We start from the raw sequence: 23124 nt of genomic DNA, 5'->3' as shown, positions 1-23124 counted from the left end.
CACCACGTCGGGCACGTGCACATCGGGGTCGTCGGCGAACTCCTCGGCATGGGCGGCGGCCGCCGCGGCGACGACCCCCACCCCCGCACGTCTCACTCCACGACGCCGCACGATGCCATGACGAGCCAAGAGAACCCTCCCCGGGAACAGAGGAGTTGCGAGCTGTCGCACACCGCGACCCGGCCCCCAGCCGTCGCCCACCCCTCAGAAGTGGCCTGATATTACAGCCACTTCACCTGGGCCGGCCGGGCAAAAAGGGCCGTGGCCACCGGGAACGCGAAAGGCCCGGGAGACGTGATCGTCTCCCGGGCCTTTCCTACGTCAGAGCGTCAGCTCAAAAAGCGTCAGGCGCGTCAGCCGTTCCGCTTCCAGCGGGGCTTCTCGTCGCGGCGGCCGAAGGAGGAGCCGCCGGTCGAGCCGGAGCCGGCGCCGCGGTGGTCGTCGCGACGGCCGTACGGGCGGTCGTGGCCGGAGCGGAAGCCGCTGCCGGCGGGACGGTCGTCACGACGGTCGCGGTTGAACGGACGGTCGCTGCCACGGTGGCCGCCGGACGGGCGGTCGTCACGACGGAAGCCGCCACCGGAGGACTGACGGTCGTCACGGCGCTCGAAGGAACGGCCGCCACGGTCGTCACGACGGTCGCGGTTGAAGCCGCCACCGGAGGACGGACGGTCGTCACGGCGGAAGCCGCCACGGTCGTCACGGCGCTCGAAGGAACGGCCACCGCGGTCGTCACGACGGTCGCGGTCGAAGCCGCCACGGTCGTCACGGCGGTCACGGTTGAAACCGCCGGAGGGGCGGTCGTCACGGCGGAAGCCACCGCGGTCGTTGTCACGACGGTCGCGGTTGAAGCCGCCGGACGGACGGTCGTCGCGACGCTCGAAGGAACGGCCACCGCGGTCGTCACGACGGTCACGGTTGAAACCGCCACCGGAGGACGGACGGTCGTCACGGCGGTCGCGGCGCTCGTAGTTGCCCCGCTCGTCACGACGCTGCGGACGCTGCTCGTACGACGAACGCTCCTGGCGCTCGGCCGGCGCGGCGGCCTGCTCCGGGACGGACACCTCGGCGGCCTTCTCGGCAGCGGCGGCGACGGCAGCGGCGACGCCCTCGGCGTCCTCGCCACGCTCACGGGCGGCACGCGCGGTGAGGCGGTCGGCCTCCTCGCGCAGCTCGCCGGCACGACGGGTGGCGCGCTCCAGCTCCTTGGTGAGCGAGGTGACCTCACGCTCGGCCTGCTGCGCGGCGTTGCCCGCGGACTCGGCCTGGACCTCGGTCATCGAGCGGGCGCCGGTGATCTCGGCGACCTCCGGGTCGAAGGCCGCGCCGCCCTGGATGATGTGGCGCGAGGCGTCGACGCCCGCGTCCTCCATGAGGCGGAAGATCTGGCGGCGCTGGTGCGGCAGCGACAGGGAGACGACGACACCGGACTTGCCGGCACGCGCGGTACGGCCCGAGCGGTGCAGGTAGTCCTTGTGGTCACCGGCCGGGTCCACGTTCAGGACCAGGTCGATGCCGTCGACGTGGATACCGCGGGCGGCGACGTCGGTGGCGACGAGCGTGTTGACGTAGCCGTCCTTGAAGTCGGCGAGGACGCGGGTACGGGAACCCTGCGTCATGCCGCCGTGCAGCGCGTCGGCCTTCACGCCGGCGTCCTGGAGCTGCTCGGCGATGCGGTCGGCGCCCAGCTGGGTGCGGACGAAGATGATGGTGCGGCCCTTGCGGGAGGCGATCGCGGCGGTGACCGGCGCCTTGTCCTTGGGCTTCACGATGAGGATGTGGTGGGTCATGGTCGTGACGGCGCCCTGGGCGGCGTCGACCTCGTGGCTCACCGGGTTCTTCAGGTAGCGCTTGACCAGCGTGGAGATCTCGTTCTCCATCGTGGCCGAGAACAGCATCCGCTGGCCGCCCTCGGGAACCTGGTCGAGCAGCTCGGTGACCTCGGGCAGGAAGCCCAGGTCGGACATCTGGTCGGCCTCGTCGAGGACGGCGACCTCGACGTTCTCGAGGGAGCAGGCGCCGCGGTTGATGATGTCGCGCAGACGGCCCGGGGTGGCGACGAGGATGTCGACGCCGCGCTCGAGGGCGTAGATCTGGTTGCCCATGGACGTACCGCCGCAGACGACCTTCATCTTGAGGCCGAGGACGTCGCCGTAGGGCTGGAGGGCGTCGGCGACCTGCATCGCCAGCTCGCGCGTCGGGGTCAGGATGACCGCGCGGGGCTTCTTCTTCTCGGTGTAGCCGCCGGCGAGGCGCGCCAGGGTCGGCAGACCGAAGGAGAGGGTCTTGCCGGAGCCGGTGCGGCCGCGGCCGAGGATGTCCTTGCCGGCCAGGGCGTCCGGGATGGTCGCGGCCTGGATCGGGAACGGCGCGGTGACGCCGTTCTGCGCGAGCTTGCGGACGATGCCCTCGGGGAGACCGAGGTCACCGAAGGTCAGGGTCGGCTCGGCGGGGGTGTCGTCGGCGTCGGTGGAGGCGTCCGCCGGGGCAGTGTCGGCGGCCTCTCCGACGGCGACCGTCGTCACGTCCTCGTCGACGGCGAGAACCTGCACGGCCTCGTCGTTCTCGGGCATGACGGTGTGGTCAGAACTGGAAATGGACATGCGAAATGCGAAACCTTCCGGAGTCTCGGCACGCGCCCGTCAACTCCGTGAATTTCGCAATCGACCGCCTCAATGCGGTCCAGCCACGGCTGGGGAGAGAACGCGCCACGCGGCGCTCTTCTTTTTCGGCGCCGGGCAAATGGGATCAAACGATCTACCACCATACGCACCCACCCCACCCCTGCGCAAACCCGCTCCGTGAGACTCCGCTCACACCCCGCTCCCCCAGCAGTCAGCCCTACGCCGGTGACCCCGCCGCCGGCGACGGCACCCGGTCGGCCTCGCCGGCACGGGCCGACGCCTGCTCGTGCGCCGAGGACGAGGGCTCGGCGGTGGGCGGGTCCGGCGTGGGCGTGGGGGATTCCACCGGCGGCGGGGGCGAGTCGGGGGTGGCGCTCGGCGGCGACGGCCGCGTGGGCGGGGTCGTCCGCCCGCTCCCGGAGGGCTCGGGGGGCCGCGGGACGGCGCGCTCCGAGGGGCTCGCGGAGGGCGACGGGGTGGCCGAGGGCGTTCCGGACGCGGAGTCGCTCGGATCGGGCGTGGGCGCCTCGTCGTTCCCGCCCTGGACCCCGGCCCGCGCTCCGCCGACCCCGGGGACGGCCGCTCCCCCGTCGGGCGCCGCCACCCCGCCGTGCCGCCCGGCCTTGTGGGTCGGGGCGGGCGCACCCCCGTCGTGCGCGACGCTCATGCAGCCGCTGGTCGCCGCCGTGACGGCAGCCACCGTCGCGGCCAGACGGACCAGACGAGGGGGTACGGACAGCTGGCGCACGGGCGAGCACCTCCGGGGCGCGGGAAAGGCTGGGCGACCCGGCACTCCGCAAGCGGGAGAAGCCGGAACACGGGGATCCGCCGAAACGGCGTCACCGTCCCCAACTCCCGCTCCCCGCAGGAGGACACGCCCGCCCGGTCATCGCCTCCGCGCACTCACCCGCACCGAAGCCCGCACCCGAGCCCGCGCCCACCCCTGCCCAAGCACGCCCCCGGCACCAACTCACCCATAACCCAACGCGTGCAACCGCGCGTCATCGATCCCGAAGTGATGCGCGATCTCATGCACCACGGTGATCTCCGTCTCCGCGACGACGTCCTCCCGCGACTCGCACATCCGCAGTGTCGGCCCCCGGTAGATGGTGATCCGGTCGGGCAGCACGCCCGCGTACCACTCGCCGCGGTCCGTCAGCGGAGTCCCCTCGTAGAGCCCGAGCAGCTCCGGATCCTCCGCGGGGGGCTCGTCCTCGACGAACACCGCCACGTTGTCCATGAGCCGCGTCAGATCCGGCGGGATCCGGTCCAGGGCCTCGGCGACCAGTTCCTCGAACTCCTCGCGCGTCATCTCCAGCACACGGCCATTGTCGGCCACGCCCCCGCATATCCACCTGTCCGCGTGGGCATACCGGCCCAATGGCCCGCGCCACCGCTGCCGCCGCCCTGTCCGCCCTGCGGAACATCCCCTCCGCGGCCGGCCGCCGCTTCCGCGCCCGCGGGCCCCGCCGCCCCACCGGCGAACTCGACGGGCAGCCCCGCCCGTACGTCCGCGCCCTCGGCATGGTCGCCGTCGTCCTCATCGGCGCCTGGCTCGGCCTCCTCGTCGTCGGCAACGTCCGCGTCCCGGTGGGCCCGATGGACACCACGATGACGCTGCGCCCGTCCCTCTCGGGCGGTACGAAGATCAACGTCTCGCCGCTCGGCTCCCTGGAACTGAAGTCGCACACCGCCCCCATAAGGCTCGACGTCGACGTCGACCGCCTCGACCCGGTCCGCTCCGAAGCCCTGGTCAACCACCCCGAGCGCATATCCGGCCTCCAGGCCGAGATCACCCGCGACATCGAGAAGGGCACCCTCGACGTCGCCCTGCGCTCCTGCGTCGCCGTCGTCGCCGGCGCCACCACGCTCGGCCTCGCGGTCTACCGCCGCCCCCGCCGCGCACTCGGCGCCGGCGCCCTCGCGCTGGCCCTCCTGGCAGCCTCGGGCGGAGCGGCGTACGCGACCTGGAACCCCAAGTCGGTCCTGGAGCCGAAGTTCTCCGGACTGCTCTCCTCGGCCCCCTCCGTCGTCGGCAGCGCGCGCTCGATCGTCACCGAATTCGACGTCTACCAGAAGGAGTTGGCGCGCCTGGTCACCAACGTGACGAAGCTCTACGACGTGACGTCCACGCTCCCCGCGTACCAGCCGAACCAGTCCACGATCCGCGTCCTGCACGTCTCCGACATCCACCTCAACCCGGCGAGCTGGAAGATCATCGCCTCGCTCGTCGAGCAGTACGACATCTCGGTGATCGTCGACTCGGGCGACACGATGGACCACGGCTCGGCGGCCGAGAACGCGTTCCTCGACCCGATCAAGGACCTCGGCGCCCCGTACGTCTGGGTGCGCGGCAACCACGACTCGGCGACGACCCAGCGCTACCTCGAACGGTTCAAGAACGTCCACGTGCTCGACCACGGCAAGGCGGTCTCGGTCGCCGGCCTGCGCTTCGCCGGGACCGGGGACCCGCAGTACACGCCCGACCGTGCGGTGAAGGCGCAGGGCGACCCGGCCGAGCGCATGGCGGGCATCCGGCTCGCCTCGGCCATCCGTGACCAGCGGGCGGCGGGCACGCCGGTGGACATCGCGATCGCGCACAACCCGGTGGCCGCGCGCGAGACGGACGGCACGGTCCCGCTGGTCCTCGCGGGCCACATCCACCACGAGAAGACCGAGGTGATGAAGCTGGGGACGCGGCTGCGGATCGAGGGTTCGACCGGGGGCAGCGGCCTGCGCGCGGTCGACGACGCGCACCCCGATCCGGTGCAGGCGTCCGTCCTCTATCTGGACCGCACCACCCGCCGCCTCCAGGCCTGGGACGAGATCGAACTGGGCGGCCTCGGCCTGACGAGGGCACAGGTCAGCCGCCATCTCCCCAAGGAGAACCACCCCGGTGCGACCCCGTCCCCGACCCCCTCGCGGACCCCCTCCCGGACGCCGCGCGAAGGCGCGCCCGCACCCTCGCCGTAAACCGTTTTGGCGATCTCTCCCTGCATCCCATATGCTTCTCACGTCCCCGACGCGCTGCGAAGCGCCCAGGCGGGCCAATTAGCCCTCATCGTCTAGTGGCCCAGGACGCCGCCCTTTCAAGGCGGTAGCACGGGTTCGAATCCCGTTGGGGGCACGCAACACCCTGTGCGACACTTGTCGCACAACAGCTTGGTCCTGTGGAGCAGTTTGGAGTGCTCGCCACCCTGTCAAGGTGGAGGCCGCGGGTTCAAATCCCGTCAGGACCGCTGCGATTCGTATCCGAATCGCGTGGCTGGGTAGCTCAGTTGGTACGAGCGATCGCCTGAAAAGCGATAGGTCGCCGGTTCGATCCCGGCCCCAGCCACAAGAATCAGGCCCCGTCTTCGGACGGGGCCTGTTGCGTTTCCCAGGGACGCATTCGAGTTCGGCCCGGGCGCATACGAGTTACGCCGGGGCGGGCGAACACGCGTTACGTCGCCGGGCTCGCCGGTCGCCCCGGAGGCCGCGCCCGCGGCGGAGCCGCCATAGACACAGCAAATCCCGTCAGGATCGCTGCGATTCGTATCCGAAGCGCGTGGCGACCGCCGGCCGCCCGAAGCGACAGCCCGGCTCAAAGCCCACGCCGGCCCGATCCAGGCACCGGCCACCACACGCCGGCCACTACCGGGACGGGGCCTGGCACCCACCCCTCACGCCCCCGCCCCACCCGCATGTGCCGGTTCCTTCGTTCGGCCGCCCGGGTGGCGGTGGCGCCAGAACCAGAAGACTCCGCACGCCACCAACGCCCATGCCGCGAGCACCAGGAACGGGAACGCGTGCTGGTGGCCGCCGAAGTACACCGCCGTGTGCTGAGCGTTCACGGACGCGCCCGGCGGCAGCCAGCGTCCGATGCGGCCCAGTACCGACGGCAGCAGCGGCCACGACACCGCGCCGCCCGACGACGGGTTGCCGAGGAGCACCATCAGGCCCCACGTCGGGATCATCGCCCAGCGCCCGAAGAGCGTGTTGAACATCGTGAAGACCATGCCCGACGTGAACATCGTCAGCGTGAGGATCGTCCAGGACTCGGCGAACGGCAGATTCAGGGCGCCCAGCCACCAGTCCACGACGACGGCGATCACGAAGCCGCCGGCCACCGCGTACGCGACCGTGTACGCGATCCGCTCCCACGGGTTGAGGGCGCGCGCGTGCACGCTCAGCTGGATCGCGCCGACGAAGCCGATGATGACGGCGGCCAGCGAGATGTAGAAGATCGCGAGCCCGCGCGGGTCACCCTTCTGCAGCGGCTTCACGTCCGTCACGGTGACCGGGGTCCCGACCGCGGCCCCCACCTTCGGAGCCGTCTCCGCGAGCACCTGCGCGACCGAGGCACCGGACGCGCCGGACACGTCGAGCAGGACCTGATTGCCGGCCCGCACATCCAGGATCGCGAAGACCTTCTGCTGGTCGATCCCGTCGATGGCCGCAGGCAGGTTCGGATAGTGGTGCACCTGAAGCGACGCGTTCAGCGCCTGCTCCATGCCGGCCAGGAACGCCGCGCCGTGCCCGGCGTCCACCGTTCCCACGACGGCCGTCGGAATCCGGTGCGGCGTCGGCTTCGCCATCGTGTACGTGTACGACCCCGCGAAGAGGCCCGCCGCCGCGGCCAGGATGAACACCAGGACCGTCGCCGGCAGGAACGGCGACTTCTTGAAGGCCTCCCAGCGCTCCCCGCGCGTGGGCACCCGCCCGTGCGCGCCATGTCCGCCGTTCCCCTGCTCGTCGTCGCTCGGCTCCGGCATACGAACACGTTAAAACACCAATAATGGAACTTCACTACCAAAGACGCGTTTACCTCTCGAAACAGGCCCACCCACCTCCTGAAACAGGCCCACGCCAAAACCAGTCGCCACCTTTTTCCCCGAGGTGAGATCCTGGACGCCGTATGTCTACGCAGCCTGCCCCCGTCCTCGGCTCCCTCGCCCAGCGCCTGTCCGAGCTGTCCCTGCGCGATGCGCACCGGCTCGGCCGCAGGCTCGAAGGCGCGCGCCGGATCCGTAAGCCCGAAGCCCGCGCCGTCGTGCTCGCCGAGATCGAGGCGGAGGCCGAGAAGGCCGAGGCCCGCACCGCGCAGCGCCGGGGCCGGTTCGAGGCGCTCGACGTCACGTACCCCGAGCAGCTTCCCGTCAGCCAGAAGAAGGACGAGATCGCCGAGGCGATACGCGACCACCAGGTCGTGATCGTCGCGGGCGAGACCGGCTCCGGCAAGACGACGCAGATCCCCAAGATCTGTCTCGAACTCGGCCGTGGCGTGCGCGGCATGATCGGGCACACCCAGCCCCGCCGGCTCGCGGCCCGCACGGTCGCGGAGCGCATCGCGGACGAGATGGACACCCCGCTCGGCGAGGCCGTCGGCTGGAAGGTCCGCTTCACGGACCAGGTCGACCCCGACGCCACGTTCGTGAAGCTGATGACGGACGGCATCCTGCTCGCCGAGATCCAGACGGACCGCGAGCTGCGCGCGTACGACACGATCATCATCGACGAGGCCCACGAGCGGTCCCTGAACATCGACTTCCTGCTCGGCTACCTGGCGCAGCTCCTGCCCAAGCGCCCGGACCTGAAGGTCGTCATCACGTCGGCGACGATCGACCCCGAGCGCTTCTCCCGGCACTTCGACGACGCCCCGATCGTCGAGGTCAGCGGCCGTACGTACCCCGTCGAGGTGCGGTACCGGCCCCTCCTCGAAGAGGACTCCGAGGACGCCGACCGGGACCAGATCACCGCGATCACCGACGCCGTCGAGGAGCTCCAGGGCGAGGGCAAGGGCGACATCCTCGTCTTCCTGTCCGGCGAGCGCGAGATCCGTGACACCGCGGACGCGCTGGAGAAGAAGAAGTTCCGGTTCACCGAGGTCCTGCCGCTGTACGCGCGCCTGTCGCACGCGGAGCAGCACCGCGTCTTCCAGCGCCCCACGGGCTCGGTCCGCCGCATCGTCCTCGCGACGAACGTCGCGGAGACCTCGCTGACCGTCCCCGGCATCAAGTACGTGATCGACCCGGGCACCGCCCGCATCTCGCGGTACTCGCACCGCACGAAGGTGCAGCGCCTGCCCATCGAGGCGATCAGCCAGGCCAGCGCCAACCAGCGCAAGGGCCGCTGCGGCCGTACGTCGGACGGCATCTGCATCCGCCTGTACTCGGAGGACGACTTCCTCGCCCGCCCCGAGTTCACGGACGCGGAGATCCTCCGTACGAACCTCGCCTCCGTCATCCTCCAGATGACCGCGGCCGGGCTCGGCGACATCGAGAAGTTCCCCTTCATCGACCCGCCGGACCACCGCAACATCCGCGACGGCGTGCAGCTCCTCCAGGAGCTCGGCGCGCTGAACCCGGCGGAGAAGGACGTCCGCAAGCGCCTCACCCAGTCGGGCCGCAAGCTCGCCCAGCTCCCCGTCGACCCGCGCCTGGCCCGCATGGTCCTGGAGGCCGACCGGAACGGCTGCGTGCGCGAGGTCATGGTGATCGCCGCCGCCCTGTCCATCCAGGACCCGCGCGAGCGCCCCAGCGAGAAGCAGGCCCAGGCCGACCAGCAGCACGCCCGCTTCAAGGACGAGACGTCCGACTTCCTGGCGTTCCTCAACCTCTGGCGCTACATCCGCGAGCAGCAGAAGGCCCTCGGCTCCTCCGCGTTCCGCCGCATGTGCAAGTCGGAGTACCTGAACTTCCTGCGCATCCGCGAATGGCAGGACATCTACACGCAGCTGCGTACGGTCGCGAAACAGATGGGCATCCATCTGAACGAGGACGACGCGCCTGAGCAGCAGGTCCACATCTCCCTGCTCGCCGGTCTCCTCTCCCACATCGGGATGAAGGACGTGAAGGAGTCCACGGACAAGGACCCCAAGCAGCGCGGCGGCCGGAACGAGTACCTGGGCGCGCGCGGCGCCAAGTTCGCGGTCTTCCCCGGCTCGGCCCTGTTCAAGAAGCCCCCGCGCTTCATCATGTCCGCCGAACTCGTCGAGACCTCGCGCCTGTGGGCCCGGGTCAACGCGCGCATCGAGCCGGAGTGGGTCGAACCCCTCGCCGAGCACCTCCTCAAGCGCACGTACAGCGAGCCGCACTGGGAGAAGGACCAGGCGGCCGTGATGGCGTACGAGAAGGTGACGCTGTACGGCGTCCCGCTCGTCGCCCAGCGCAAGGTGAACTACGGGCGCATCGACCCCGAGGTGAGCCGCGAGCTGTTCATCAGGAACGCCCTGGTCGAGGGCGACTGGCGCACGCACCACAAGTTCTTCTCGGACAACCGCAAGCTGCTCACCGAGGTCGAGGAGCTGGAGCACCGCGCCCGCCGCCGCGACATCGTCGTGGACGACGAGACGCTGTTCGACTTCTACGACCAGCGGGTCCCGGACCATGTCGTCTCGGGCGCGCACTTCGACTCGTGGTGGAAGCACAAGAAGCGCGACGAGCCTGAACTCCTCGACTTCGAGCGCTCGATGCTCATCCGCGAGTCCGCCGAGGCCATCACGAAGGCGGACTACCCGGACTCGTGGCGCCAGGGCGCGCTGAAGTTCCGGGTGACGTACCAGTTCGAGCCCGGCGCGGACGCGGACGGCGTGACCGTCCACGTACCGCTCCAGGTGCTCAACCAGGTGACGGCCGAGGGCTTCGACTGGCAGATCCCGGGCCTGCGCGAGGACGTGGTCACGGAGCTGATCCGCTCCCTGCCCAAGCCGGTCCGCCGGCACTACGTCCCGGCGCCGAACTACGCGAAGGCGTTCCTGGAGCGGGCCGTACCCCTCCAGGAGCCGCTGCCGCTGACGCTGGCGCGGGAGCTGCAGCGGATGGTCGGCGTGCCGGTGAACGCGGACGACTTCGACCTGTCCCGCGTGCCCGACCACCTGAAGGTCACCTTCCGGATCGTCGACGAGCGGCGCCGGACGCTCGCCGAGGACAAGGACCTGGAGGCGCTGAAGCTCAAGCTGAAGCCGAAGGCCCGGCAGGCGATCTCCAAGGCGGCCGCGGCGACGGCCGAGCGCTCCGGCGGCGAGTCCCTGGAGCGCAAGGGCCTGACGGACTGGTCGATCGGCACGCTGTCGAAGGTCTTCGAGACCCGCCGCGCCGGCCAGCCGGTCAAGGCCTACCCGGCCCTCGTCGACGACGGCGACACCGTCTCCGTACGCCTCTTCGACACCGAGGCGGAGCAGGCGCAGGCCATGTGGAAGGGCACGCGCCGGCTCATCCTGCGCAACATCCCGGTCAACCCCGGCAAGTTCGCCTCGGACAAGCTGACGAACCCCCAGAAGCTCGCCCTGTCCGCGAACCCGCACGGCTCGGTCCAGGCCCTCTTCGACGACTGCGCCATGGCCTCCTGCGACAAGCTCATCGCCGACTTCGGCGGCCCGGCCTGGGACGAGGAGTCGTACCGCAAGCTGTACGACAAGGTCCGCGCCGAGATCGTCGACACGACCGTACGGACGGTGAGCCAGGTCCAGCAGGTCCTCGCCGCCTGGCAGGCCGCCGAGCGCCGCCTGAAGTCGACGAACAGCCCGACGCTGCTCGCCAACCTCACGGACGTCCGCAGCCAGTTGACGGCCCTGATCAAGCCGGGCTTCGTCACGGCCACCGGCCTGCGGCGCCTGCCCGACCTGGTGCGCTACCTGGTCGCGGCCGACCGGCGCCTCACGCAGATGCCGACGAACGTCCAGCGGGACACGTCGCGCATGGAGAAGGTCCACGAGATGCAGGACGAGTACGCCTGGCTGCTCGAACAGATGCCGCAGGGACGGCCCGTGCCCCAAGAGGTCCTGGACATCCGCTGGATGCTGGAGGAGCTGCGCGTCAGCTATTTCGCGCACGCGCTGGGCACCGCGTACCCGGTCTCCGACAAGCGGATCGTGAAGGCGATCGACGCCGCCGTTCCGTAATGGACCGGGCACGCGGAGTGAGTTCGACCGCTGGGCCTGCACTGCTGTAGAGTCCTGTCTCGCAGCACAGCGCAACACCAAGTGCCGCGAAAGCAAGGTCCTGTGGAGCAGTTTGGAGTGCTCGCCACCCTGTCAAGGTGGAGGCCGCGGGTTCAAATCCCGTCAGGACCGCATCAAGCTGAGGCCCGCATCCCGCAAGGGATGCGGGCCTCAGTCGTGTGCACACTTCTTGACGGAGCCTCACCCGCCCGGGTACGCAGGGCGGGCAGGGATTTCCGACCCGGAGGTGACTCAATGTCGGCGGTATCCGCCCGGCGCGAGGCGCGAGCTCTGCTGCGCTCCCATCTCGCGACCATCGCCGGCCGCCGCCATCTGGCCCGGCACTGCCCTCTCTGCCACCGACTCCTGCGTCTCGCCCTGGGGCCTTCTGGCGGCGGCGAGACTGCCGATGGAGCCCCTGCGGGGTGACGGAGTGCAAAAGTCCCCCCACGGCATGACCAAAGCTCTCTGACAGCGACCCCTACTGGTGGCAGCCTGGAGGGAGAACGGAAGAACGAGAAGCGCACCGCCGCGGGAATTCCCCTCTAACGCAGGAGACTCACCGGTAACAAGCTTTCATGCATGTGACGGGTGTCACCGAATCAGTTTTGGAAACAGCGTTTCTTACGGCCGCCCTACAACGAGTCAATTTAATATGTGCAATTGCACCACCCCCCAGGAGCCTCCGAACGCCTCCCGGAAGCTCCCCAGGAACGGCCCCCACGCCCCCTCGGCAACCTCCCCGACGATCTTCCGACGACCCGTCAGCAGCCTTGCCAGGGACCCTCATCCGGCGCCTGGAGAGGCCCGGTGGTCAGCCGGCGAGAGCCGCCTCCAGGAGCCTGCTCGGGCACAAAAAAATCGCGCTGGACCCGGCGGAGTCCAGCGCGATCGACGACGCACCCTTGAAGCATGAATAGGCGTGGGCCTGTTGGGGCAGGTCCCGCGTCGTTTGGAGCTACAAGTCGGGCAGAACAAGGGCTGGGGGGCCCAGAATGCCCGATTTATTTAGTTGTTCAGGCCTCGCTGCGCTGCTGCGGGATGCCCGCGAGCAGTGCGCGGACCTCGGCCTCGCGGTAACGGCGGTGCCCGCCGAGCGTACGAATCGACGTGAGCTTGCCAGCCTTTGCCCAGCGCGTCACCGTCTTCGGGTCGACGCGGAACATCGTGGCGACCTCAGCCGGGGTCAGCAGCGGCTCGGCATCAGGGGTGCGAGCGGTCATGAGCGGCCTCCTCGGGAGAACCGAACCTTCTCGGTTCATTCCTCTAAATTCTGCACCTTGACCCGCGTTGCCCGAAATGGCTGACGCGAGTCGAGTCGGTTATAGGACGAACGGCTTGTCCTCGGCACTACAACTACACCATCCGTCCAGCCGCGTCGGCCAAACCGATGGAATTGCCCCCCCAGGCGTTCATCACCGACGGAAGCCGATGGACCATGCCATAGCGGACAGTCACGCCACTGTGACGATCAGTCACAGTGGCGCCAGGAGTCACGAGACCCCCCATAGCGTGCAATGCTGAGATTCCGGCTGAACGCGGACGAAAGCAGCCAGACGGAGCCCTCCCCGGACTCCTTGTCCTATTTTGGCACGAGGAGGGGTGAGTGGCGCAAGGGCGCAGTTAGTGCGGTCCGTCACCCTTGACACAAAAGACCGGATCGGGACCTACGTCCCCATCAGCCGTTGCGTTCAGTTCGCGAACTGACGATCACGTACCGCACGCCAGCGTTCCACGAGCCGCGCGTACGCCGCCTCCGCCCCCTCGCCGTCCCCGCGCCGCAGGGCCTCGATCCCCTCGGCCACGTCCGCGGCGGAGTGGTCTCCGTCCAGATCGTCGGATGACAGAGCGTGCACCAGACCGCCGTAGTCGAGTTCGACGAATGAACGCGGGTGGAACTCCTCGAGCCAGCGGCCCACGTCGACCAGGCCGTCGATGATCGGTCCCTCGTCCATCGTGTCCCGCAGCGTCCGCAGGCCCCGGGCGACCCGGCGGCGGGCCTGCACCATCGGCGTGCGGTAGCGCAGCACCGGCGCCACGCCGTCCGGGCCGCCGCCGCCCGCCGGCTCCTCCCCGTACTCGCGCTCGTCGTCGGAGACGAGCACGAACCAGTTCAGCGGGATCTGCCATGTCGACGTGCGGATCCAGGGGCGGGCGTCCGGGTTCAGGGCGAGCCAGCGCTCGTAGTCCGCGGCGGACTGGCGGCGGACGACCGGGGGGAGCACCGCGTCGAGGACCGGCGTCGGCAGGCGCCCCGGCAGCTCGTCCAGGGCCTGCCAGCCGCGCAGCCGGGTGCGCCACGGGCAGACGCACACCACGCCGTCCACCTCGATGACGAACGCGTCGTCGCTCTCGTGCACCGGCACCGGCACCGGCGGCGTCGGCAGCAAGTCGGCCAGCGACCGGCGTAGTTCATCCTGGTAGGAGGGGCGCTCGCGGCGCTCCGCGTAGCGCTCCCAGTGGCTGCGCTCGGGCTCGGGAAAGGCCGCGAGCGGCTCGTACACGCGGAGATAGGACGCGTAGGGCACGGTCACCGAAGACACCTTGGGCACGGCTGCTCCCTCCCCCGGTCTGCGCGCGGAAAACACAGCAAATCGTCCCATGGCCGAACCGGAACGCACCTGGCCGGACACGCGCGTACTCCGGGAGAGGGTGATCCACGGCACTGCGCCGTCGGCGGGCCCGCGCAGGCTCTACGCTCATGCCGACGGGGCCCGCCACCCACACGGAACCCGCCTCTCCAACCGCCGCTACTTACCTGGGAGTCACCACAGTGACCGACGTAACCGGCGCCCCTGCCGACGTTCTGCACACCCTCTTCCGCTCGGATCAGGGTGGTCATGAGCAAGTAGTGCTCTGCCAGGACCGCGCCAGTGGCCTCAAGGCCGTCATCGCCATCCACAGCACCGCCCTGGGCCCCGCCCTCGGCGGCACCCGCTTCTACCCGTACGCGAGCGAGGAAGAGGCCGTCGCGGACGCCCTCAACCTGTCGCGCGGGATGTCCTACAAGAACGCCATGGCCGGGCTCGACCACGGCGGCGGCAAGGCCGTGATCATCGGGGACCCGGAGAAGATCAAGACCGAGGAACTCCTGCTCGCCTACGGCCGCTTCGTCGCCTCCCTCGGCGGTCGCTACGTGACGGCCTGCGACGTCGGCACCTACGTCGCCGACATGGACGTCGTCGCGCGCGAGTGCCGCTGGACGACCGGCCGCTCGCCCGAGAACGGCGGCGCCGGCGACTCGTCCGTCCTCACCTCGTTCGGCGTCTTCCAGGGGATGCGGGCCGCGGCCCAGCACGTGTGGGGCGACCCGACGCTGCGCGGCCGCAAGGTCGGCGTCGCGGGCGTCGGCAAGGTCGGCCACCACCTCGTCGAGCACCTGCTCGCGGACGGCGCCGAGGTCGTCATCACGGACGTCCGCGAGGACTCCGTACGGCGAATTCTGGACAAGCACGGACCGCGCGTCACCGCCGTCGCCGACACCGAGGCCCTCATCCGGACCGAAGGCCTCGACATCTACGCCCCCTGCGCCCTCGGCGGCGCGCTCAACGACGACTCCGTCCCGGCCCTCACCGCGAAGGTCGTCTGCGGCGCCGCCAACAACCAGCTCGCTCACCCGGGCGTGGAGAAGGACCTCGCCGACCGCGGCATCCTCTACGCCCCGGACTACGTCGTGAACGCCGGCGGAGTGATCCAGGTCGCCGACGAGCTGCACGGGTTCGACTTCGACCGGTGCAAGGCCAAGGCCGCGAAGATCTTCGACACGACGCTGGCCATATTCGCACGTGCGAAGGCGGACGGAATCCCGCCGGCCGCCGCGGCCGACCGGATCGCCGAGCAGCGCATGGCGGAGGCCCGCCGGGCCTGACGTTCCAGGAGGCGCGGGGCGGCCCGTCGGCGGGCGTGGGAGAGAAGACTCACGCCCGTCGGCGGGTCGCTGTCCGAGAAGAGGTTAAAATCGCAGTTGACCAGCGAGGACAGGGCGCCTCGCCGGCACTGCGCCGAGGCGCGTCCTGCGGGCGACGTACCGTATGGCCGCAGGAGCAGGTACCGTGGAAGCCCTAAGGACGGGTCCCTCTGCGGAGGTCCCGTTCGAGATCATGAACGCGTGTCAAGACTCTGGGGCCGTCGAGCCCCGTCACCGAGGGGGTCGAGCCATGGGGCGCGGCCGGGCAAAGGCCAAGCAGACGAAGGTCGCCCGCCAGCTGAAGTACAGCAGCGGCGGGACTGACCTGTCGCGTCTGGCCAATGAGCTGGGCGCTTCGACCTCGAATCAGCCGCCGAATGGCGAGCCGTTCGAGGACGACGACGAGGAAGACGACCCGTACGCCCAGTACGCGGATCTGTATAACGACGACGAGGATGACGAGGACTCCGAGGAGTCCGGTCCCTCGTCGCAGCGCCGCGGCGCTTGACCTCGCGCAGTCTGCAGTCACCAAGTAGAGCGATCAGTTCTTCGCAGTTCCCGTTTGCGTAGCAACTGATTCGTAGCAATCGCACTTCACCCGGTCCGGGGTGGTCACCACGCCGGACCGGGTTTTGTGCTGCCTCGGGGGCCTTACTTCGCGTAGTCACCCGTGAGTGCCGCGCCCGTGGTGTGCTCGCCGCGCTCGGTGATCTCACCGGCGACCCACGAGTCCACGCCACGGTCGGCGAGGGTCGCGAGGGCGGAGTCCACGCCGTCCTGCGGGACGATCGCGATCATGCCGACGCCCATGTTCAGGGTCTTCTCCAGCTCGAGGCGCTCGACCGAGCCGAGCGTCCCCACCAGGTCGAAGATCGCGCCGGGCGCCCACGTCGAGCGGTCCACGGTGGCGTGCAGGCCGTCCGGGATCACACGGGCCAGGTTGGCCGCGAGACCGCCGCCCGTGATGTGGCTGTAGGCGTGGACGTCCGTGGTGCGGGTCAGCGCCAGGCAGTCCAGGGAGTAGATCTTGGTGGGCTCCAGGAGCTCCTCGCCGAGCGTGCGGCCCAGCTCCTCGACGTGCTGGTCGAGGGACAGGTGCGCGCGGTCGAACAGGACGTGCCTGACCAGCGAGTACCCGTTGGAGTGAAGACCGGAGGACGCCATGGCGATCACCGCGTCACCCGTACGGATGCGATCCGGGCCGAGCAGCCGGTCGGCCTCCACGGCGCCGGTGCCGGCACCCGCGACGTCGAAGTCGTCCGGGCCGAGCAGGCCCGGGTGCTCCGCGGTCTCACCGCCGACGAGGGAGCAGCCGGCGAGGACACAGCCCTCGGCGATGCCCTTCACGATCGACGCGACGCGCTCGGGGTGGACCTTGCCGACGCAGATGTAGTCGGTCATGAACAGCGGCTCGGCGCCGCACACCACGATGTCGTCCATGACCATCGCGACGAGGTCGTGACCGATGGTGTCGTACACGCCCATCTGACGGGCGATGTCGACCTTCGTGCCGACGCCGTCCGTGGCGGAGGCGAGCAGCGGACGCTCGAAGCGCTTGAGGGCGGAGGCGTCGAAGAGGCCGGCGAATCCGCCGAGACCGCCGAGGCCGGCGACCTCGGGGCGCTGCGTCTTCTTCACCCACTCCTTCATCAGCTCGACGGCGCGGTCGCCCGCTTCGATGTCGACGCCCGCGGACGCATAGCTGGCACCAGGTGTCTCAGACATGGCTTGAGAACTTTCGTGTCGTACGACGGGGGTCTTACGGGCGACGGAGGGCGTCGGCGGCGGCGGTGTTCGCCGGTCCGGCCGCGAGCTCGGTCTCCAGGAGCTGCTTGCCGAGCAGTTCGGGGTCGGGAAGGTCCATCGGGTACTCGCCGTCGAAGCAGGCGCGGCAGAGGTTCGGCTTGTCGATGGTCGTGGCCTCGATCATGCCGTCGATGGAGATGTAGGAGAGCGAGTCGGCGCCCAGGGACGTGCCGATCTCGTCGATCGACATGCCGTTGGCGATCAGCTCGGCGCGCGTCGCGAAGTCGATGCCGAAGAAGCACGGCCACTTCACGGGGGGAGAGGAGATCCGGATGTGGATCTCTGCCGCGCCCGCTTCGCGGAGCATACGGACCAGGGCGCGCTGGGTGTTGCCGCGGACGATCGAGTCGTCGACGACGACCAGCCGCTTCCCCTTGATGACTTCCTTGAGGGGGTTGAGCTTCAGCCGGATACCGAGCTGGCGGATGGTCTGCGAGGGCTGGATGAAGGTCCGGCCGACGTACGCGTTCTTGACCAGTCCCGCGCCGAACGGAATGCCGGAGGCCTCCGCGTAACCGATCGCGGCGGGGGTGCCCGATTCCGGCGTCGCTATGACCAGGTCGGCGTCGACCGGGGCTTCCTTGGCGAGGCGGCGGCCCATCTCCACGCGGGAGAGATACACGTTCCGTCCGGCGATGTCGGTGTCGGGACGCGCCAGGTAGACGTACTCGAAGACGCAGCCCTTCGGCTTCGCTTCTGCGAATCGGGAGGTGCGCAGGCCGTTCTCGTCGATGGCGACGAACTCGCCCGGCTCGATCTCGCGCACGAAGCTGGCGCCGCAGATGTCGAGGGCGGCGGACTCGGAGGCGACGACCCAGCCGCGCTCAAGCCGGCCGAGGACCAGCGGGCGGATGCCCTGCGGGTCGCGGGCCGCGTAGAGGGTGTGCTCGTCCATGAAGACGAGGGAGAAGGCGCCCTTGACGCCCGGGAGGACCTTGGCGGCGGCTTCCTCGATGGTCAGCGGCTTGCCGTCGTCGTCGACCTGGCCCGCGAGGAGCGCGGTGACGAGGTCGGTGTCGTTGGTCGCGGCGAGCTGGGTGTTGCGGCCGTTCTCCTTGGGGAGGGCCGCGACCTGCTCGGCGAGCTGGGCCGTGTTGACCAGGTTTCCGTTGTGGCCGAGCGCGATCGAGCCGTGCGCGGTGGCACGGAACGTCGGCTGGGCGTTCTCCCAGACGGACGCGCCGGTGGTCGAGTAGCGGGCGTGACCGACCGCGATATGACCCTGGAGCGAACCGAGCGAGGTCTCGTCGAAGACCTGGGACACGAGGCCCATGTCCTTGAAGACGAGAATCTGGGAGCCGTTGCTCACCGCGATTCCCGCGGATTCCTGACCTCGATGCTGGAGGGCGTAGAGCCCGAAGTAAGTGAGTTTGGCGACCTCTTCGCCGGGAGCCCAGACACCGAAGACGCCGCAAGCGTCCTGGGGGCCCTTCTCGCCGGGGAGCAGATCATGATTGAGTCGACCGTCACCACGTGGCACGCCCCCGAGTGTAGGCGAGGTCGACCGCTGGTCCGAATTGGGGATACGGCGTCTGTTCGTTGACGGTGGCCTGGCGGCCGGCGTTGACGGAGGGTGGACGCGCGTAGCGTCGGGGGGTTCTCCGCGCTCGGCGTGGGGCGGATTCGGGCTGGTCGGGGCTTGTGTCTGGGGCGCTGGTCGGGCCTGGTTTTACGTCGCTGACCTGCGGAGATTTGTTTTCGGCGGGGAGCGGTGGGGGCCTGGGGCTCGCCGGTTCATGCCTGGTTCGGCGTCGCGGTGGGCGGCTGGTGGGGCGGCCTCGGCGGTGTGCGCGTCGAGTGTGACGGATTTCGCTGCCGGGTCCTGTCGGGGGCCACTCGGAGTGATCGTGCGCATCCGGGATGTGCGTCCGGAGTGCGGGCGGTCATTGACAGGTGTACGTCACTGTCTGCAAGATCCACGGTCATGCAGCCACGCCGTGACCGTGCGGTCACCCTTGTGGAGCGCCGCCACGTCGACCTCGTCCGTGTTGCCAGCGCGATTTGTTGCTGCGTCTGAAATGCCCCTCCCCGCGTCGGACCGTTGAGGTCGGACTCGGCCGGGATGCGTCTGCCTAGTTCTGCTTCGTTGCGGGCTGCGGGCCGTCCCCTATTTCTCGCGCAGTTCCCCGCGCCCCTGGAGGCCGCACTTCGTGCGCCTCCTCGTGGGCCCATCAACCTTTCGGAGACCTTTCATGTCCCCGCACACCCCTGCCCTGTCCCGGCGTGCCCTTGGTGGGGCTGCTGTTGCCGCTGTTGCTGTTGCCGGAGTCGGGGCCATGGCCCTGGACGCTCAGGCTGCCTCGCCTCGCGAGACCCCGTTCCGGGCCAATGCCGGACGCAGGTCACGGCGGCCCAACATCCTGTTCATCCTGGGTGACGACCTGGGCTGGGCCGACCTCTCCTCGTACGGCGCCCCGCACATCAAGACCCCGAACCTGGACCGGCTCGCGCGGCAGGGCGTGCGGTTCACGGACGCGTACAGCGGGTCCGCGACCTGCTCGCCGACCCGCTTCAGCCTCTACACCGGCCGCTACCCGGGGCGTACGAAGGGCGGGCTCGCCGAGCCGATCGCCGACCGGTCCGACGGGCTCGACCCGAACCACCCCACCCTCGCCTCCCTGCTGCGCGGCGCCGGCTACTCCACCGCACTCATCGGCAAGTGGCACTGCGGCTACCTGCCGGACTACTCGCCGACCCGGTCGGGCTGGGACGAGTTCTTCGGGAACTTCGGCGGGGCTCTGGAGTACTACTCGAAGCTCGGGCTCAGCGGTGAGTACGACCTGTACGAAGGCGACGCCGAGTACAAGGACCTGCGGTACTACACCCGGATCCTTACCGAGCGCGCCAGCGAGTACGTCAGCCGTGACCACGGCGACAAGCCGTGGCTGCTCAATCTGAACTTCACCACCCCGCACTGGCCGTGGATCGCCGACGGGGACGAGGAAGAGAGCGCCGAGGTCGTCCGGCGGATCAAGGCGGGCGACCGGCGGGCCCTCTTCCACAACGACGGCGGGTCCGTGGAGAAGTACACGGAGATGGTGCAGGACCTGGACCGGTCGGTCGGCGAGGTGCTCAAGGCGCTGAAGGAGTCCGGGCAGGAGCAGGACACCCTCGTCTTCTTCGCCTCGGACAACGGCGGGGAGCGCTTCTCCTTCAACTGGCCGCTGTCCGGAAACAAGGCGTCCCTCCAGGAGGGCGGCATCCGCGTTCCGACGATCGTGCGCTGGCCGGCGCGGATCGACGGCGGGCAGGTCAGCCACGAGCCGGTCTTCACCCCGGACTGGACGGCGACGCTCCTTGAGATCGGTGGGGCTCGCGCCGACAAGACGTATCCGCTCGACGGCACCAGCCTCGCCGGGTATCTGCTGCGCGGTGAGGAGCTTGCCGAGCGCGCGCTGTTCTGGCGGGTGCGCGGGGAGCGGGCCGTGCGGCGCGGGGACTGGAAGTACTACCGGGGCAAGGGCGGCACCGACCAGCTGTTCAACCTCGCCGCCGACCGGCGCGAGCAGGCGGACCGGGCGCCCGACGAGCCGAAGCTGCTCGCCGAGCTGAAGGCGGTGTGGGAGAAGACGGACGCGGAGTTGCTGCCTTATCCGGCCTGACGGTTACGTGGTGAGGGCGGCGCCCGCTACGTCGTCCGGCCTGGCGGTTGTCCGTTCTGACGGTCAGGTGGTGGGGGCGTCGCCCATTACGTCGCGGCGGCGTCGGCCACGATGGCGTGACGCCTACGCCATGATCGGCAGCAGCGCTTCCAGGTCGGCCCGCTCACCACTTGCGCTGACGAGCGCGTCGTCGACGGCCGTCTTCCATGCCGTACGGCCGGTGGCGAGGCGGAGCCAGGTGAGCGGGTCGGTCTCGACGACGTTCGGCGGGGTGCCTCGGGTGTGCCGGGGGCCCTCGATGCACTGGACGACGGCGAACGGCGGGATCCGCACCTCGGTCGACGCGCCCGGCGCCTTCACGGCCAGCGCGTCGGCGAGGAAGCGGGTCGCCGCCGCCAGGAGCTGCCGCTCGACCGGCAGCCCCAGTTCGGGCAGCGCGTCGTTCAAGTCGTCCGTGTGGACGGCGAGTTCGACGGCTCGGGTGACGAGGGCGGTGGTCAGGGTCATGGACCCGACCCGGTGGGCGATGGGCCGCTCGGCGTCGAGCCCGGCGGGCAGGTACCGGTCGAGCCCGGCGCTGACCTCGGCGTACAGCTCGCTCAGCGGCGCGCTGCGGGCCAGTTCCTGCACGCGTTCGGCGACGGCGGGGGCGGCGGGCGCGGTCAGTTTCGGGTAGTCGAGCAGCTCCAGGTCGGCCCGGTCCGGCGCGGGCTCGGCGAGGCTCCTCGGCAGCATCCCGACCGCCATGGTGAAGTGCGCGGCGAGCTCCCGCACCGTCCAGTCCCCGAGCCGGGTCGGCGCCGCGAGCTGCTCGGGCGTGAGCGCCTCGACGGTCTCGCGCACGGCGGCGAACTGGGCGAGCACGGCGACCCTGAGCTTCTCGGCGTCGTACGAACGCGGGCGTTTCCTGGGGGTCTTGGGCGGGGCCATGCCGGTGACCCTACGCCGACCGGAAGGTCGAGGCCTTGGGGAACGTGACGTCGGTGCAGCCGCGGCGCCGGGTGACGTCGTCGACGTAGGACTTGAACACCTTCGCCATCCGGGGCGTCGCCACGCGGTCGTACCCCACGGACAGGGTCATCGTGTGGATCTGCGGCCGGCCGTCACAGACGGAGGACGCCCACCAGATGGCGTCCTTTCTGCTGCGGCCGGCCTTCCCGGGCTCGGCGGGCTCCGGACGCTCGTCGACGGAGGTGCTGGTCAGCATGACCTTGGTCGCGTCCGGACCGGAGTACGTGTGCAGGGAGACGAACCACTTGCCGGGGCGGTCTGGTTGGTTGAGGTTTTTATGTTCGTCCGGGGTCGCGTGGTAAAGAGCGCCCGCCCGGCCTTGGCTGAGGATCAGCGCGCACCGCTCGTCCCAGAGCTTCGCGTCCGTACGGCTCTCGACGACCTGGTCCGGATAGCGCGACCCGCGCGCGGCGTAGCCCGCCTTGCCGTACCAGGCGCAGGTGCCCTCAGCGCGGGCCGCCGGTACCGGCCACTCGAGCAGGGCGGGGACGTCGTCCGGGGCGTCGGGGAGGCGGTCGGCGCAGCCCAGCCGTTCGGCGAGGTTGTTGGCGGTGACCACGGCGGTGTCCGCGAGGACGGAGCGGTCCGACGCGTTCAGCTGGCCGCTGCCCATCATCGACCGCTTCGGGTCGACGAATTCGGCACGGGCCCACAGGGCCTTGATCGGCCGTGTGCCCTCCTTGCCCTCGGGGCACTGCAACTGCACGACGACCCCGGAGTCGGTGACGGCGCCCGCGATACCGCCGCCCAGCGGCTGGGACGCGTAGGCGCGCCCGTCGTAGTAGTTGACGACGTCCTTGAACGGGCCGTCGGCGATCACCTCACGCGAGTTCGGCAGAACGCCCACGGTGCCGACGAAGAACATGCGTTCGCCGTCGGACCCGTGCTTCTCCGCTGCCTCCGCGCTGAACAGCTCACACTGCTGGCCCGAGGCCAGGTTGTCGACGTCGATGGGATCGTAGGAGACCCGGTGCGTGACCGTGCCACCCGCCGCGGACAGCGCGAGCACCCGGCCCGCCGGTACGAGCCCGTCGCACACCGCGTTGATCTGCTGCCGGGCGCTCAGGACCTGCCATATCTCCCTGCCGCCCCAGCCGATGCCGAAGACAGCCACCACGCACAGCAGCAAATTGGCGGTCGCCCGCACACCGTCCGGTACCCGCACCGCTCCCCCGTCCCCCGTGACTTCCAGCACCGCCGAAGCTATCAACCGCCACTGACAACGCCACCGGCAAGGCCATCGCCAGCGCCGCC

Annotated in this window: 17 protein-coding genes and 4 tRNA genes; 11 read left to right on the top strand and 10 right to left on the bottom strand. The window is 70.0% G+C overall.

All coding sequences use genetic code 11. From position 1 onward, the window contains the following. Positions 1 to 353 precede the first annotated feature (353 nt). The 3 genes from ABZ893_RS22695 to ABZ893_RS22685 form a co-directional block, all read right to left on the bottom strand. The gene (locus tag ABZ893_RS22695) at positions 354 to 2603 is read right to left on the bottom strand and encodes a DEAD/DEAH box helicase (RefSeq protein WP_361406650.1); all 2250 of its coding nucleotides are present in this window, start codon (positions 2601 to 2603) and stop codon (positions 354 to 356) included. A 238-nt stretch (positions 2604 to 2841) separates the two neighbouring features. Continuing rightward, positions 2842 to 3372: a hypothetical protein gene (locus ABZ893_RS22690; protein WP_361406647.1), complete on the bottom strand. Its 531-nt coding sequence runs from the start codon at positions 3370 to 3372 to the stop codon at positions 2842 to 2844. A gap of 222 nt (positions 3373 to 3594) precedes the next feature. After that, positions 3595 to 3945 (bottom strand): metallopeptidase family protein, encoded by a 351-nt coding sequence (locus ABZ893_RS22685; RefSeq protein WP_361406644.1) that lies wholly within the window; start codon positions 3943 to 3945, stop codon positions 3595 to 3597. Positions 3946 to 4004: 59 nt separating this feature from the next. Between ABZ893_RS22685 and ABZ893_RS22680 the strand changes: the two genes are divergently transcribed. The 4 genes from ABZ893_RS22680 to ABZ893_RS22665 all read left to right on the top strand — a co-directional run bounded on the left by ABZ893_RS22680 (position 4005) and on the right by ABZ893_RS22665 (position 5961). Next, on the top strand, positions 4005 to 5597 hold the full coding sequence (locus ABZ893_RS22680; protein ID WP_361406641.1) for a metallophosphoesterase: 1593 nt from the start codon (positions 4005 to 4007) through the stop codon (positions 5595 to 5597). 81 nt (positions 5598 to 5678) lie between these two features. Beyond that, positions 5679 to 5751: transfer RNA gene (locus ABZ893_RS22675), tRNA-Glu, on the top strand. Positions 5752 to 5788: 37 nt separating this feature from the next. After that, positions 5789 to 5863: transfer RNA gene (locus ABZ893_RS22670), tRNA-Asp, on the top strand. A gap of 24 nt (positions 5864 to 5887) precedes the next feature. Continuing rightward, positions 5888 to 5961, top strand: a tRNA-Phe gene (locus tag ABZ893_RS22665). A 325-nt stretch (positions 5962 to 6286) separates the two neighbouring features. Here ABZ893_RS22665 and ABZ893_RS22660 read toward each other — a convergent pair. Next, positions 6287 to 7378 carry an ABC transporter permease gene (locus ABZ893_RS22660; RefSeq protein ID WP_361406638.1) on the bottom strand — a complete coding sequence of 364 codons (1092 nt, stop codon included), beginning with the start codon at positions 7376 to 7378 and terminating at the stop codon, positions 6287 to 6289. Positions 7379 to 7521: 143 nt separating this feature from the next. Between ABZ893_RS22660 and hrpA the strand changes: the two genes are divergently transcribed. The 3 genes from hrpA to ABZ893_RS22645 all read left to right on the top strand — a co-directional run bounded on the left by hrpA (position 7522) and on the right by ABZ893_RS22645 (position 11973). Then, a complete protein-coding gene (gene hrpA / locus ABZ893_RS22655; protein ID WP_361406636.1) occupies positions 7522 to 11505 on the top strand; it encodes an ATP-dependent RNA helicase HrpA in 3984 nt (1327 codons plus the stop codon). A 96-nt stretch (positions 11506 to 11601) separates the two neighbouring features. Then, positions 11602 to 11676 (top strand) — tRNA-Asp (locus ABZ893_RS22650). Positions 11677 to 11706: 30 nt separating this feature from the next. Continuing rightward, entirely contained in the window at positions 11707 to 11973 is a 267-nt protein-coding gene (locus ABZ893_RS22645) for a DUF6274 family protein (protein WP_361406633.1), read from the top strand. Positions 11974 to 12560: 587 nt separating this feature from the next. Here ABZ893_RS22645 and bldC read toward each other — a convergent pair. Both bldC and ABZ893_RS22635 read right to left on the bottom strand, forming a co-directional pair. Then, complete coding sequence (gene bldC / locus ABZ893_RS22640) at positions 12561 to 12767, bottom strand: developmental transcriptional regulator BldC (protein ID WP_003949541.1); 207 nt, start codon at positions 12765 to 12767, stop codon at positions 12561 to 12563. Between the two features lie 468 nt (positions 12768 to 13235). Next, positions 13236 to 14096: a hypothetical protein gene (locus ABZ893_RS22635; protein WP_361406630.1), complete on the bottom strand. Its 861-nt coding sequence runs from the start codon at positions 14094 to 14096 to the stop codon at positions 13236 to 13238. Between the two features lie 221 nt (positions 14097 to 14317). Between ABZ893_RS22635 and ABZ893_RS22630 the strand changes: the two genes are divergently transcribed. Next, a complete protein-coding gene (locus ABZ893_RS22630; protein WP_361406627.1) occupies positions 14318 to 15412 on the top strand; it encodes a Glu/Leu/Phe/Val dehydrogenase dimerization domain-containing protein in 1095 nt (364 codons plus the stop codon). A gap of 289 nt (positions 15413 to 15701) precedes the next feature. Then, on the top strand, positions 15702 to 15959 hold the full coding sequence (locus ABZ893_RS22625) for a DUF3073 domain-containing protein (RefSeq protein ID WP_361406624.1): 258 nt from the start codon (positions 15702 to 15704) through the stop codon (positions 15957 to 15959). Positions 15960 to 16102: 143 nt separating this feature from the next. Here the strand turns inward: ABZ893_RS22625 and purM are convergent, their stop codons facing one another. Together purM and purF are read right to left on the bottom strand one after the other, a co-directional pair. Beyond that, on the bottom strand, positions 16103 to 17176 hold the full coding sequence (gene purM / locus ABZ893_RS22620; protein ID WP_361406621.1) for a phosphoribosylformylglycinamidine cyclo-ligase: 1074 nt from the start codon (positions 17174 to 17176) through the stop codon (positions 16103 to 16105). 34 nt (positions 17177 to 17210) lie between these two features. Further along, on the bottom strand, positions 17211 to 18737 hold the full coding sequence (gene purF / locus ABZ893_RS22615) for an amidophosphoribosyltransferase (RefSeq protein WP_361406618.1): 1527 nt from the start codon (positions 18735 to 18737) through the stop codon (positions 17211 to 17213). Positions 18738 to 19181: 444 nt separating this feature from the next. On the opposite strand from purF, the gene ABZ893_RS22610 reads away from it, so the two are divergent. Beyond that, positions 19182 to 19274, top strand: coding sequence for a putative leader peptide (locus tag ABZ893_RS22610; protein WP_361406615.1), 93 nt, complete (start codon positions 19182 to 19184; stop codon positions 19272 to 19274). 175 nt (positions 19275 to 19449) lie between these two features. After that, a complete protein-coding gene (locus ABZ893_RS22605; protein ID WP_361406612.1) occupies positions 19450 to 20859 on the top strand; it encodes a sulfatase-like hydrolase/transferase in 1410 nt (469 codons plus the stop codon). A gap of 123 nt (positions 20860 to 20982) precedes the next feature. On the opposite strand, the gene ABZ893_RS22600 is transcribed toward ABZ893_RS22605, so the two are convergent. Both ABZ893_RS22600 and ABZ893_RS22595 read right to left on the bottom strand, forming a co-directional pair. Then, entirely contained in the window at positions 20983 to 21789 is an 807-nt protein-coding gene (locus tag ABZ893_RS22600) for a sterol carrier family protein (protein WP_361406609.1), read from the bottom strand. A 10-nt stretch (positions 21790 to 21799) separates the two neighbouring features. After that, the gene (locus ABZ893_RS22595; RefSeq protein ID WP_361406606.1) at positions 21800 to 23065 is read right to left on the bottom strand and encodes a hypothetical protein; all 1266 of its coding nucleotides are present in this window, start codon (positions 23063 to 23065) and stop codon (positions 21800 to 21802) included. Positions 23066 to 23124 lie beyond the last annotated feature (59 nt).

The organism is Streptomyces sp. NPDC046821, from assembly GCF_040645335.1.
Taxonomy (GTDB): domain Bacteria; phylum Actinomycetota; class Actinomycetes; order Streptomycetales; family Streptomycetaceae; genus Streptomyces.
The sequence above is the reverse complement of the archived record's forward strand: the minus strand, read 5'-3'. Positions and strand labels throughout refer to the sequence as shown.

What these genes read in the sequence shown, in the direction of transcription:
- ABZ893_RS22660 (WP_361406638.1), bottom strand. Translation starts at nt 7,378, where the DNA reads ATGCCGGAGCCGAGCGACGACGAGCAGGGGAACGGCGGACATGGCGCG.
- ABZ893_RS22625 (WP_361406624.1), top strand. Translation starts at nt 15,702, where the DNA reads ATGGGGCGCGGCCGGGCAAAGGCCAAGCAGACGAAGGTCGCCCGCCAG.
- ABZ893_RS22610 (WP_361406615.1), top strand. Translation starts at nt 19,182, where the DNA reads ATGCAGCCACGCCGTGACCGTGCGGTCACCCTTGTGGAGCGCCGCCAC.
- purM (WP_361406621.1), bottom strand. Translation starts at nt 17,176, where the DNA reads ATGTCTGAGACACCTGGTGCCAGCTATGCGTCCGCGGGCGTCGACATC.
- ABZ893_RS22600 (WP_361406609.1), bottom strand. Translation starts at nt 21,789, where the DNA reads ATGGCCCCGCCCAAGACCCCCAGGAAACGCCCGCGTTCGTACGACGCC.
- ABZ893_RS22695 (WP_361406650.1), bottom strand. Translation starts at nt 2,603, where the DNA reads ATGTCCATTTCCAGTTCTGACCACACCGTCATGCCCGAGAACGACGAG.
- ABZ893_RS22680 (WP_361406641.1), top strand. Translation starts at nt 4,005, where the DNA reads ATGGCCCGCGCCACCGCTGCCGCCGCCCTGTCCGCCCTGCGGAACATC.
- hrpA (WP_361406636.1), top strand. Translation starts at nt 7,522, where the DNA reads ATGTCTACGCAGCCTGCCCCCGTCCTCGGCTCCCTCGCCCAGCGCCTG.
- ABZ893_RS22605 (WP_361406612.1), top strand. Translation starts at nt 19,450, where the DNA reads ATGTCCCCGCACACCCCTGCCCTGTCCCGGCGTGCCCTTGGTGGGGCT.
- bldC (WP_003949541.1), bottom strand. Translation starts at nt 12,767, where the DNA reads ATGACCGCTCGCACCCCTGATGCCGAGCCGCTGCTGACCCCGGCTGAG.
- ABZ893_RS22645 (WP_361406633.1), top strand. Translation starts at nt 11,707, where the DNA reads ATGCGGGCCTCAGTCGTGTGCACACTTCTTGACGGAGCCTCACCCGCC.